Annotated in this window: 12 protein-coding genes; 7 read left to right on the top strand and 5 right to left on the bottom strand. The window is 68.6% G+C overall.

Features of this window, described 5'->3' with window-relative positions; translation table 11 throughout:
* Positions 1–109: 109 nt before the first annotated feature.
* The 4 genes from H4N64_RS24270 to H4N64_RS24255 form a co-directional block, all read right to left on the bottom strand.
* Positions 110–3,085: an aminotransferase gene (locus tag H4N64_RS24270; RefSeq protein WP_186284535.1), complete on the bottom strand. Its 2,976-nt coding sequence runs from the start codon at positions 3,083–3,085 to the stop codon at positions 110–112.
* A gap of 51 nt (positions 3,086–3,136) precedes the next feature.
* Positions 3,137–3,577 carry an Lrp/AsnC family transcriptional regulator gene (locus tag H4N64_RS24265; RefSeq protein WP_186284534.1) on the bottom strand — a complete coding sequence of 147 codons (441 nt, stop codon included), beginning with the start codon at positions 3,575–3,577 and terminating at the stop codon, positions 3,137–3,139.
* 381 nt (positions 3,578–3,958) lie between these two features.
* Positions 3,959–4,426 (bottom strand): hypothetical protein, encoded by a 468-nt coding sequence (locus tag H4N64_RS24260; RefSeq protein WP_186284533.1) that lies wholly within the window; start codon positions 4,424–4,426, stop codon positions 3,959–3,961.
* Positions 4,427–4,839: 413 nt separating this feature from the next.
* Entirely contained in the window at positions 4,840–6,219 is a 1,380-nt protein-coding gene (locus H4N64_RS24255) for a DUF5685 family protein (RefSeq protein ID WP_186284532.1), read from the bottom strand.
* Positions 6,220–6,637: 418 nt separating this feature from the next.
* Between H4N64_RS24255 and H4N64_RS24250 the strand changes: the two genes are divergently transcribed.
* From H4N64_RS24250 to H4N64_RS45445, 5 genes are all read left to right on the top strand, one after another.
* On the top strand, positions 6,638–7,030 hold the full coding sequence (locus H4N64_RS24250; protein ID WP_186284531.1) for a winged helix-turn-helix domain-containing protein: 393 nt from the start codon (positions 6,638–6,640) through the stop codon (positions 7,028–7,030).
* A 61-nt stretch (positions 7,031–7,091) separates the two neighbouring features.
* On the top strand, positions 7,092–7,268 hold the full coding sequence (locus H4N64_RS24245; RefSeq protein ID WP_186284530.1) for a hypothetical protein: 177 nt from the start codon (positions 7,092–7,094) through the stop codon (positions 7,266–7,268).
* Positions 7,269–7,308: 40 nt separating this feature from the next.
* Positions 7,309–8,415, top strand: coding sequence for an MFS transporter (locus tag H4N64_RS24240; protein ID WP_260859935.1), 1,107 nt, complete (start codon positions 7,309–7,311; stop codon positions 8,413–8,415).
* 244 nt (positions 8,416–8,659) lie between these two features.
* Positions 8,660–9,550 (top strand): glycoside hydrolase family 19 protein, encoded by an 891-nt coding sequence (locus H4N64_RS24235; RefSeq protein ID WP_186284529.1) that lies wholly within the window; start codon positions 8,660–8,662, stop codon positions 9,548–9,550.
* A 24-nt stretch (positions 9,551–9,574) separates the two neighbouring features.
* The gene (locus tag H4N64_RS45445) at positions 9,575–10,114 is read left to right on the top strand and encodes a zinc ribbon domain-containing protein (RefSeq protein WP_418896287.1); all 540 of its coding nucleotides are present in this window, start codon (positions 9,575–9,577) and stop codon (positions 10,112–10,114) included.
* A 378-nt stretch (positions 10,115–10,492) separates the two neighbouring features.
* On the opposite strand, the gene H4N64_RS24225 is transcribed toward H4N64_RS45445, so the two are convergent.
* On the bottom strand, positions 10,493–10,906 hold the full coding sequence (locus tag H4N64_RS24225) for a hypothetical protein (RefSeq protein WP_186284528.1): 414 nt from the start codon (positions 10,904–10,906) through the stop codon (positions 10,493–10,495).
* Between the two features lie 249 nt (positions 10,907–11,155).
* Here H4N64_RS24225 and H4N64_RS24220 point away from each other — a divergent pair, with 249 nt between their 5' ends.
* Together H4N64_RS24220 and H4N64_RS24215 are read left to right on the top strand one after the other, a co-directional pair.
* Complete coding sequence (locus H4N64_RS24220; RefSeq protein WP_186284527.1) at positions 11,156–11,524, top strand: hypothetical protein; 369 nt, start codon at positions 11,156–11,158, stop codon at positions 11,522–11,524.
* Positions 11,434–11,808 (top strand): DUF4328 domain-containing protein, encoded by a 375-nt coding sequence (locus H4N64_RS24215; protein ID WP_186284597.1) that lies wholly within the window; start codon positions 11,434–11,436, stop codon positions 11,806–11,808. The genes H4N64_RS24220 and H4N64_RS24215 overlap by 91 nt, the downstream gene beginning before the upstream one ends.
* Positions 11,809–12,186: the final 378 nt, after the last annotated feature.

Here is a 12,186-nt window from a genome sequence, read left to right as displayed (position 1 = left end):
GCGGCCCTGACTGCGGTTTGGCGCGTGCCATGGAGCGCCAGGTGAGGCCAGTGCGGGTCGAGCATCACCTCGGCGCCGAATCGCGAGGCGCCGACGCCGAGGCCGGGTCTCACCCGGTGTGGCCGTGGTCGAGTTGGCTGAGGGCCAGGTCGAGCATGTCGGCGAAGAAGTCCGCGGCGGTGGAGTCGATGCACAGCGGCGGCTTGATCTTGAGGATGTTGAGGTGATCGCCGGTGGGCTGGACGATGACGCCGAGGTCGAGCATGCGGTCGCAGAGTTCGGCGGTCTCTTCGGTGGCGGGCTCCAGGGTGGTGCGGTCCCTGACGAGTTCGAGGCCGAGGTAGAGGCCCGAGCCGTGGACGGCGCCGATGATGCCGTAGCGGTCGGCCAGTGACTCGAGCCGGCGTTTCAGATGGGTGCCGACACGCACCGCGTTGCCCTGGAGATCCTCGTCGCGCAGGGTGTCCAGGACGGTGAGGCCGACGATGCTGGAGACCGGGCTGCCACCGGTAGAGGAGAAGAAATAGCCCTGCTCGCTGTAACGATCGGCGACCTCCTTGGAGGTGATGACGGCACCGAGGGGGTGTCCGTTGCCCATGGCCTTGGCGACGCAGACGATGTCGGGCACGACCCCCTGCTGCTCGAAGCCCCAGAACCAGTGGCCCAGGCGGCCGTAGCCGACTTGGATCTCGTCGGCGACGGCAAGGCCGCCGCGGCGACGCACTGCCGCGTACACCCCGGCGAGGTAGCCGTCGGGAAGGGCGACGCCTCCGGCGTTGCCGTAGTAGGTCTCGCCGATGAATGCCCCTGCCGGGCGGCCGGTAGCGGCCAGTTCGTCCATCACCGCGACGGCCTCGGGCCCGTAGCGTACGGCGTCCGTGCCGCGGTGCCGGCCTCGGTAGGCATTGGGGGAGTCCACAGTGTGCACCCAGCTCGGCCGGGTGGCGAGGGCGTTCGGGTTGTCCTGCAAGGAGGTGGAGACCGCGTCGGAGGCGTATGTCCAGCCGTGGTACGCCTCGCGCAGTGCGACAACATCGTGCTGCCCTGAGGCTCCGATAGCCAGCCGCAGGCCCAGATCCACCGCCTCGGAACCGGAGTTGACGAGGAACACCGTGTCCAGGGGCTCGGGAAGCAGTTCGGCGAGGCGTTCGGTGAACTCCACCACGGAGGAGTAGTGGAACCGCGAGTTGGTGTTGAGCCGCCGCAACTGCCGGGAAACCGCCTGTTCGACCCGGGGGTGGGCGTGGCCCAACGGGGTGACGTTGTTGACGATGTCCAGGTACGCGCGGCCCTCGGTGGACAGCAGATGGTGGCGCCAACCACGCTCGATACGGGGAGGGTTGGCGTAGTAGTGCCCCTGCACGGTGGCGAACACGGCGTCGCGCCGGTCGAGCAGGTCCCTCTCGCGCGGATGGTCGGAGCCGGCCGGAAGGCCGAGGAGGGGGGCGGGGTCGGCGGTGAGCGCGAGCCAGCCGGCGGCGTACTCGGGCCGGACCAGGCGCGGAACGGCGGGGCCGTCGGCAGCGCGTAGCGCGACGTGGACCATGGCGCCGGAGCCGAGGTGGGCGATCTCCTCGCCCGCCTGCACCGTCGCACCGGTGCCGACCATGGGCCGGCCCCCGGGGGCGAAGGACAGCGACAGCACCTGTGGGCCGTAGGTGAGTTCTATACGGCCCGGTGCCGCGGCGAGGACCCTGCCCGCGGCGGGCGCCTGGAGCACGGCATCCCGGCCGAGCCAGAGGTCGATTCCGGTGGGCACCGTGGCGGTCGACACCGCTGACAGCACCTGCGTCCGCGTGAGCTGCGCACGGGCGTGACGGGTGGCGACTGCGGCCGCTCCGTCCGCGAGCGCGGAGGCCGCCAGCCGGTCCTCGGTGCCGGCGTCCATCCAGGCTCCGAGGTCCATGCTCTCGGCGTCGGTGGACAGGTCGAGGAGCGTGATGTCGCCGGCGGCGAGGCCTCGCAGGAGAGGGTGTACCGGTGCATCGGCCTGCGCGGTTCGGGCAGGCACGTCGGCCACGCCGGTCGCATCCCTGACGAGGCGGATCATCACGGGGAGGGGGAGCGAGGTGGCCTGTTCGAATATGCGCCATTCGCGGTCCAGGGCGGCCTTGGCGTAGGCGTTGTCCTCGTCGACGGCGGCTTGCTGCCGCCCACTGGCCACCAGGACGGCGGCGCGCAGGACCACGAGCGGCCACAATGCCTCCGCCTCCGCTCGGGAGAGCGGACGAACGGCGTGGAATGCGCGGACGGCCGGCAGCAGGTGGTGAGGCTCGAGACCGTCGTGGTGGAGCAGTGAGGACAGTGCCACGGCAAGTTCGCCGACCGCCCAGCTCGTGGTCACGTCACCGAAGTCGATGACCCCGTCCGGCATGGGCGGACGGTTGTCGGTACGGCGGATCAGATTGTCGTCGGTCAGGTCCAGGTGCACGGCCTGCGACGGCAAGGCGGCGGCGAGCTTGTGGACGTGTGCCCAGGCCTCGGCGGTCGCGTTCTGGACGGCTGCACGCCGGTCGGGCTCGTCGATGTGCCCGGCGAGCTTGACGACGACGCGATCGGCGTGCTGCGGGTCCCACTGGAGCACACGGTCGAGCCCCGGGTGCCGGAAGCCGTGCAGGGCAGTGCTCACCTTTCCGACGATCGTGCCCATGGCCGCCACCGCCGTCGGTGACAGGTGCCGAGGTCCCGAGAGGGTGCCGCCGGGCAGGTAGCGCAGCAGGCGCGCGACGGCCGGACCGGTCTCGGTGTCGACCGTCGTGCGACGTGGGGAGCCGTCAGGGCGGCGCAGGACCGTGGCGATGCGCAGTTCCGGGTGGGTCGAGGCGATCAGGTCGGCTGCCGCGTCCTGAGCGTCGATCTCCGTGGCGCTGAAGGCAGGGTTGGCGATCTTCAGAACTGCCGTGGGCGTTCCATCGTCGGCGTGCAGAAGGAAGTTGGCGTCCTGCTGGCTGCCCAGTGCTTGCGCGCGAGCGGTGATGCCGAAGTGCTCGGCAGCGATGCGCTCCGCCTCGGCCGGCGCCACGCGGGGTGCGGGAAGGGCGTCCTCGGTGAAGAAGTCGATCGTGCGGTACTCGTTGGGCTGCATGCAGGGTCCCTCGGCTGGTGCGGGCAAACTGGGATGCAACGCTCGGATCCCTCAGTCGACATGCCACAAGAAGCGGTGCGTGTGGATCCCGAAGTAGGGGAAGTTCTCCACGGATGCGACCCCCTCGACGGGCCGCACGATGTCGTTGATGAAGTCCAGAAGATCCCGCGGCTGACGGCACACCACCTCCGCGAACAGGTCGAAGCCGCCGGCCGTCAGGACCGTGTACACCACTTCGTCGTGCCGGGACAGCTCATCGGCGACCGCCCGAGGATCACCGTCGACACGCAAGCCCAAAAGCGCCATCGTCTGCTGGCCCATGGTCATCGGGTCGGTCACTCCCACGACCTGGACCGCCTTGGTGTCGATCAGCCGCTGCAACCGGAGCCTTGCGGCCGAGGGCGACAGCCCCACCTTCGGCCCCAGATCGGCGTACGGGATCCGGCCGTCGACCTGCAGCTCCCGCAGGATGGCCCGGTCGATCTCGTCCATGAAGCACCTCTCCGAACCGCAGACATTGCGCTTGTTTAAAGCACCTTGCCGGGTTGGTACGCTCGATTCAAGTGTGGAGGCGATTGAATCGAGCGAGACGTACGTGTACGAGTCCTCGTGAGCGCTCTAGAGTCCGGTCGGTCCCAGCCATGACGACATTCCGAGCCGGCGGGTTCGGCCCCAGGCGTCCACGGTGGTCGCCAGAACCTTGTGATGGTCGTACTGCCGAGGCAACAGTGCGTGAGAAAGCAGTGCCACCTTCCTCAAGAAATCACCTCACGGGCGCATGAACATGACTCGCCCATGATCACATCCCACCGCACCCATCGACCAGGGCTTCAACACCTGGGGCCGGCAGTCAAGCTGGCAGGAGCGGGCCGTTCAGTCCCACAGCGAGTAGGACATGGTCTGGGAGAACTGCTCCGGTCGGCTGTCGGTGTACACGAGGGTGATCCGGGTGTAGTGGGACAGCTGGGGCCGCTTCTTCCAGGGCTGGGGATGATCGAGCCGTACGGTCACCGGATAGGCGTGGAAGCGGCCGGCCGCGCAGTACGGCTTGCAGTCGTTGACCCAGTTCACCCCTTCGGCCCGCGCCGAAGCCGCGTCCCACCGGGACCATTTGAGTGAGTCCAGGCGACTGTTGCCGTCGCCGCAGGCCAGCATGAATTCGGACGGCCGCACCTGCGGGTGCCACAGGCAGTCGACGAGGACCGGAAGAGCGACGCGCTGCTGTGCGGTCTGTGCGGCGGGTGACGGTGCCGACCGGGCCACCGGCGGCGTGCCTGCCGCGGTGGCGAGGGCGGCAACCGCGCAGAGCGTGACCATCGCTGTGCGTGCGCGTCTGTGCATAGCCGTTCCCTGCTGCCGCTCGCCGACAGATGTGCCGGTTCCGACGCTACGACCGAGGGCCCGAACGCACCACTCGAACGGAGTAGCGCCCCGTCGGGCGATCCCGGCCTGCCGTGGCGCCGAGCAGCGTCTGCGCCGCTCTGCCTGGTTTTCCACGGATCGGATCACGCAGGAGATCCCGCCGTGGCACCCGGTGCGCTGGTGGGACCTATCGGGACCGAGACCGTCACAGCGCCAGTCGAGCCCAGAGGTACTGCCGCCGGAAGACTCGCTGGGCGAGCGGCTGCACCGGTGTCAACGGCCCTTGCGTACCCATGGCGCTGCGCGGGCTTTTGCGGTCTTGCGGGCCTCGGCGTCTTTGCGGGACTGGTGCGCGGGGCGGCACGTATGATCAGGGTCCCCACTGAAGAAGCTCAGTCGCAGCAGTCGCAGCAGCACTTGCACGGATTGCAGCAGCCCCCGCCACTGCAGCAGCCGTCACCATCTCCACCGCCGGACCCACCGGATCCCCGGCCGCCCCCGCCCGAACCGCCGGAGGGGCCGCCCGAGTTGCCGCCGCTCGGTCCGCCGGACCAGCCGTCGCCCCCGGAGCTGTCCCGGCCGGAGCCGTCCTGGCGAAAGTTGCCGCCCCGGTTGCCTTCGCCGAACTGCCAGGGCTCTGCGTCATCCGGGCCGGTGTCCTCGTTGCAGGTGCAGCAGCTGAAGCACAAGCGGCAATCGCGGCACAACTGGCGCCGCTGGTCACACCGCCGACACTGCCCCTCAGAAGTCTGGTCCGACGCCATCGTCGCGCCCTGTGGGTCCGCGCCCGCAAGCGCCCCGACGCCGCAGTCCGTGCCTCTGCCGGTCCCCGAGGGCGTTTCCGTCGCCGCACGGCGTCCCAGCCAGGGAAGCACGCGCGGGCCCTGTGCCTGGTGGCGGTGCTGGTGGTGACGATGCCGGGGGGCGAAGACGCGGTCGACGGCGCGCTCCAGCTCTCCGCCGAGCAGCGCCCGCGCCAGCCGCCCGTCGACGAATTCGGCGTCGGACAAGGCGAGTTGGATCCCATGGACGGCGTCGTCGCAGAGGCGACGCACCTCGGTGCGGCTGGCGCCGGTCGCGGTGATCGGGTTCCACGCGCCGGTCGCTGCGTCCGCGTCCAGGTCCTCCACCGCGTCGAGCAGATGGGCCAGCCGACCGAACAGGCGGCCGGCCTCCGCGAGCGGCTCGGCGTTTTCCGGACGGTCGGCGAGGACTGCGGTGTGAGCGAAGGCGGCGGCGGTTGCTGTCTCCGTAGGTTCCGTGACTGCCAGAAGTGAGTCGCCCGGGCCGGTCAGGTGTTCGATCTTCGACTGCCGATCGACCGCGCCGAGCAGCACCGCGGTGTCGAATCCGAGCTGCTCGCCGCCCGCGGCACCCGCACGCTCCCAGCCGTTGGCGATCCTGCGTGCCGCCAGCGTGACCGAGCGGCGGCCGAAGAGGCCGTCGCCGTCGGCCACATGGTCCCGTACTTTCGCCGCGGCCAGCACCAGCGACACCGTTGCCGCCAGCCGGGCACCCTCGCCCTGCGCCACGTCTGCCGACCGCATCCCGCGCAGCGGGCACGGACCGGCGCCCCGCCGCCAGGCGCCGGTGCGCTCCGACTGCGCCTCGGTCAGCACCGAGACGATCAGGCCGTCGTAGTTGGTGGCCACCCGTGCGAACTGCCCGTACTCGCCGCGCAGCGCCAGGCACAGCCCGCACAGGTGCGCCATCCACTCGGTACGCATGCCCTCGCCCAGCCGATGACGGCATGGCCTGATGATTCCGAACATCGAAGTTCTCCCCCGTAGACACAGCTGCCAGGACACAGCCCGACGGGCGACATGCTAAAGCCTGCACCTACATGCGTTTGTCCTGCGGTCCTGTCGCGCTCCTTCACGGGGGCGAGGTCCAGACTGCCAACGCACCCACACCGGTGGACGGTCCGGCTTGCACTCACGGCATAACCTCGAAACGAGACCACCGAGTGGCCGTCAGTACGCCAACTGAGCGGAAGTGACCGGCGAGTGCCCACTCCTGACATTGTGTGGCAGCCTCGAACCGGGCAGGGGAGTCGCTATGGCCCTGCGACCACACATGCGCAGGGTAGGTGCGGCAGGAGTCCGATTCGACAGACGGCTCACCGGGCTGAACCGATTGGTCGGCTGGCGAGGCATGCCCCGTTGATGTCGGGGAAGACGTCCCCCCAGTGTGACGATCGACCAGATCACCTTGGGCCAGGCCGCCGTCCCTGGTGGTTGGGGCGACTTGGGACAGGCAGCGGTCTTGGGCGGCACGGTCGAGTTCGACGGGGTGAGGTTCCCTCCGCGGGCCCACCGTACGCTGACCCGGCTCCAGCGGCACGGCCCGGCTACGTCCGCCGACCTGGCCGCAGAGTTCGATGAGGACCGCGGCGCAACCAGCTATCACCTGCGGCAACTGGCCCGGTTCGGGTTCACCGAAGAGGACACTGCTCGTTCATCCGGGCGCCGCAAGTACTGGTGGGCCATTCTCCAGGGCGTGCGCCTGCCGCGCGATCCGGCGGACCCTCGGACTGCTGCCGCAGCGGCGGAGGTCGGCCGGCAGTGGCTGGAAGGGCGCTGACCGTGACCTGACCGCATACCTGTCCGACCGCGAGACTTTCGGCGAGTTCGCCGCCGCGGCCATGCACTCCTTCGGCGGGACGACTCTCACCGCCGAGGAGTTGGCTCAGTTCGGCGAGGAGTACCTCGCGTTCCTTTCGCGTTGGCACCGCGACCCGGATCAGGCGTCCCCCGCAAGCTGGCACATCTCCGTGGTGTTCCACGCGTTTCCCACTCCCGAGCGCGGGGACGCCTCGTGACCACCCCGGCCGCACAGGACACCGCCGACCGGCCTTCGTTATGGCGCAACCGCGAGTTCCTCGCCCTGTGGAGCGGTCAGGTCGTCTCGACCCTGGGCGCCCAGACCAGCGGGACAGCGATGCCGCTGCTCGTCCTCGCGACCACAGGATCGCCCTCCGACGCCGGCGTCGTGGGAGCCGCCGGCACGCCTACCTCGTCGCCCACCTGCCTGCCGGACCTCTGGTGGACCGGTGGAACCGCCGCAGGATCCTGCTGCTCAGCGAGCTCTGTGCGGGCCTGGCACTGTCCACCGTCCCGGTCGCCATATGGCTGGGCCGCGTTACCGTGGCGCACCTCGCCGTGGTCGCCTTCGTACAGGGACTGTGCTTCGTCTTCTTCGGACTGGCCGAGCGCGCCGCCCTTCCCAAGATCGTCCCAGTAGCACTGTTTCCCACGGCGATAGCCCACAATGAAGCCCGAAGTCGCGGTGCAGCTCTGGCCGGTCCTCCGCTGGGCGGTGCGCTTTTCGGTATCGACCGCGCGGTGCCGTTCATGGTGGATGAGCTGTCCTATGTGGCTGCCAGCATCGGACTGTTGTTCATCCGAAGCGACCTGCAGAACCCGACGACGACGCCATCGGAACCCCTGTGGCGAGCGACGACCACAGGCCTGCGCTGGGTCTGGCGTCATCCCCTCATCCGAGCCGCGATCTTGCTGATTGCCGCCAGCAACCTGGTCTTCCAGGCACTCATCTTGATCATCGTCGTCCTCGCTCAACACCATGGCGCCACATCCACCACCATCGGCACGATGCCCTTGTTCGCGTTCACCTCCAGCCCTCTGCTGATCGGAGCCATCGGCGCCGCCTGCGCGTTCATCGGACCGCTGTGGAACGTCGTGATCATCAGTTACGCGACTGTCCTGGTCCCCAACGAGCCACTGGGGCGTGTCACCAGCGCTGCCATGACCCTGTCCTGGGGAGTCATGCCCCTCGCCTCCCTCGGCGCCGGCTACCTGCTCACCACTGTCGGACCAGTCGGCTCCGTATGCGTTCTGGCAACGGTGATGCTTGTCACCGCCGTTATCGCCACCGTCAGCCCGTCCGTCCGTCATGCCCCGCCGCTCCCGGTCACGCCCTCAACAGACGAGCGGTCAACAGCCCATTGAAGAGGAAAGCAGGCCGTGCCTTGAGGCTTCGACGACCGGGCAGTGAGCGACTGGTGCCCGCCAACTGGTCTAGGCCTGACTGGTCTACACCCTTGACTGGTACAGACCAACGCGGTTGAGTGTGTCTCCGACAGCCCCCCACCACGGCCGCCCCCACGCCGTGTCCGGTCCACCGGTGCGTGCGGTGCGGGCTCCACTGCGCCCTGTTCGAGGTGCGGCCGTGCCCTGCAAAGGAGTTGATCCCGTGTCGAGACGCCGTGTCTCCGCCGTACTGGCCGTCCTCGCCCTCGCCGGCTCCGCCCCGGTGCTGCTCCCGACCACGAACGCCGCCGCCGCGGCGTGCTCCAGCTACCCCAACTGGGTGGCAGGCAGGTCGTACAACGCCGGTGACGTCGTCCGCTATACCGACGGCAAGGCATACATTGCCGAGCACGCCAACCCGGGTTACGACCCGGTCATCAGCACCTGGTACTGGGAGCCGTACGCCTGCGACAGCGGGCCGGGCACGCCCAATGCGCGCTTCGTCGTGACGGAGGCGCAGTTCAACCAGATGTTCCCCAACCGGAACTCCTTCTACAGCTACAGCGGGCTCACCGCTGCCCTGAGCGCCTACCCCGCGTTCGCGAACACTGGCAGCGACACGGTGAAGAAGCAGGAGGCCGCGGCCTTCCTCGCCAACGTCAGCCACGAGACCGGCGGTTTGGTGCATGTGGTGGAGCAGAACACTGCCAACTACCCGCACTACTGCGACTGGAGCCGCCCGTACGGCTGCCCGGCCGGCCAGGCCGCCTACTACGGACGCGGCCCGATCCAGCTGAGCTGGAACTTCAACTACAAGGCGGCGGGCGACGCGCTTGGCATCGACCTGCTGGGTAACCCCTGGCTGGTGCAGAACGACTCGGCCGTCGCCTGGAAGACGGCCCTGTGGTACTGGAACACCCAGACCGGTCCCGGCACCATGACCCCGCACAACGCCATGGTCAACCAGGCGGGGTTCGGCCAGACAATACGCAGCATCAACGGCTCCCTGGAGTGCGACGGCAAGAACCCGGCGCAGGTCCAGAGCCGCGTGAACAACTATCAGCGGTTCACGCAGATCCTCGGGACGTCCCCTGGCGGCAACCTCTACTGCTGACGTCGGGCCCCCGGCTGTGATGCCATGCGGGATGTCACGCCCCTGAACAGTCGGACCAGGGCATCCCGCATTGCGGGCTGGTCCCAGTTCGTGTCCATGCTCGAGTACAAGGCGCGGCGGTATGGCCGCACGTTCGTGAAGGTCGGCCGGTTCGAGCCGACCAGCCAGGTGTGCTCGGCCTGCGGCCACCGGGACGGGCCCGAGCCCTTGGACGTACGGGAGTGGACCTGTCCCGTCTGCGGCACCCGGCACGATCGGGACCACAATGCCGCGAAGAACGTGAAAGCGGCCGTCGGACTGGCGGCATCAGCCTGTGGAGCGCCGGTAAGACCGGACCCGTCCTGGCACAGCGCGAAGAAACAGGAAACAGGAAGTCACGGAATCCCCCCGAGACCTGTGCCGCGTAGCGGCTCAGCAACGAGCAGGACGGCCAGAATCTCCCTCCTTCAGGAAGGAGTACGAGTCAACTGCGGGCCAACCGTCACGCTCGAGGGCCAACGAGCGTGCTACAGAACCCTTTTCAGCCGTTGCCGACATCGCCCTGCCTCGCTCCTGGAGTGGTGATCTGCACCGGGCGCGTGGGATCATCCATGGATGGCCGACGTGCGACTACCCCGGGGATGGAGTCTTCAGCAGATCCGTGAGGTATCGGGGGACCGTGGGGCTGTCGCCCTCGACCCCGATCGGCCAGTGAATTGGGTCGGCTTCGGCGAGGCCCACGAGATGCCACGCCCCGAGATGGTTGTCGGGTTCCACAGCCTGTGTCTTGTGAAGCATCACTGCTGGGATGCCTACGCGACCTGTACGAGGCGTTGCGCGGTCTGTAGGAGCAAGCGCGACCGCTCCATTCACGAGGCGCACTGAGTGTCCGCCGGTGGCCGATCGCTTACGCGGGCCGCACCGTGGCGCCGCGGTGAGCCGCGGATCAGTCGGGAGGACGGGTCAGCCGACGTGGCCTGATTCCACGGGAAAGTCCGGTGGCCAGGGCTTGGACAGGTCGTACAGCGACTGCCGGTCGTCCATCAGCGCGTATTCCGCCTCGCGCCAGCTGGGTATGCCTCCGACGACGAAGCTGCCTCCGTCAGGGTCCAGCATCCAGGTGTACTCGGCGTCGGATGACTCCAGCCCGTGCCGCTCCTTGAGCACGGCGAACTCGTCAGGGCTGGCGCGCCGGATGTGGATCCCGTTGCGGTAGTAGGGCTGGAGGAGCATCAGCTCTACATGCCCGATGTAGACCTCGATGCGTGTGGTGGTCCGGTCAACCAACGTTGCGTCGCTTTGCAGGAAGAGCTGCCGGTGGGACGGATTGAACCCGACGACCCGGAACAGCCGCCCCGGGCGGACGAAATCGCTCATGGCCGCGACTCTCTCATGATCAGGACACCCGGCTCCCTGTTGGTCAACGTGCTGCGCCCGGGGCCCGGGCGCCAGCCGGTCCGCCGTCCTCACTCTGGAGCGGCAGCGCTGAAAGCGCGCAGTGACTGATGCCGGCTCCCCGCGGCGGTCTGGGTCTGCCAGGGCGCTGTGTCAGTCGCTTCCCCTCGGGGTTAGGATCCGCTGCCGACCTGCGGGAAGTCTGAATGGGCGGCTTTCAGGAGGTGTGAAGTGGCTGGAGCGGTCGGGTTGCCGCGCGGGCAGGCTCGGCTTGCCTGCGCCGTGCTTGCTGCGTTCGCGCTGGTGAGTGTCGCGGCCGGGCTGGCGGCTTGGCACAAGTACCAACTGCTGGCGGGGCCGCTGACGTCGGGGTCATACGTTGACAACCCGCTGGTCGAGGTGGACACGTATTTCAGAAACCTGATGGGCTGGCGGGTGGGGCTGTTCCTCGTCGCGCTGCTTCAGTTCTGCATCTGGCTTGCCAACATGCGTGATGTCGCGGACGTGCTCTGGCGTCAGGGAAGCGTCGGCGTAGGGCGTGGCTGGTTTTTGGCTGGGTCGTACCGGTTGCGCAGGTCTTCGTGCCCAAGATGTTCGTGAACGACCTGTGGGCTGCCAGCCGGCCGGAACCGCAACGTCGACGCGGACACCCCCTGCTCACGGCGTGGTGGCTGTCTGTCCTGGTCGCAGCCAGTGCGTATACGGTGAGTGATGCCTCCGAGGATTTGAAGGAGGCCACCACCACGATCCCAGCTCGTGATGCCTTGCGGCAGATCATGTTCAGCTGCGGCCTGGACCTCTGCGCCGCTGCGCTGTCGATCGTCGTCATCTGGCAGCTCAATGGCAGGTTGGAGCGCGCTGCTGCCCGGGGGGCCACGCGCTGATCGCCACCTCCGTCCTGGGCCCCGACACCGAGGGTCGGGAGAAGCAGGCGGGAGGTATTCGGCGAGGCCTACGACACGGCCACGGAGGACGGGGACGTGCTGACGGGCGTACGGTCGAGGACGCTGTACCCGCGATGCCGCTTTCGCGGCCGCCCAGGCGAACCACTCGGGTCGGCCCCGGCCGCTACGTGTGCGGCGACCACCGGGCCACCGGATCGGTGCAGGCCGCGATGGCCTCGGGGGCACGCGCCGCGCGTGAGGTACTGCGCGATCTGCGGCGGTAGAGCAAACGAGACCGCACTGAGGTCGTGTCCCTTGCTGTGGTGTTAGGGATCAACTGGCGGGCGTGTTCGGCGTATTGGGCAGCGCCGGGGCGCT

It is taken from the genome of Streptomyces cupreus (genome assembly GCF_014257025.1).
GTDB lineage: Bacteria > Actinomycetota > Actinomycetes > Streptomycetales > Streptomycetaceae > Streptomyces > Streptomyces cupreus.
Note: the sequence above shows the minus strand (reverse complement) of the source record. Positions and strands in the feature narration are given on the sequence as shown.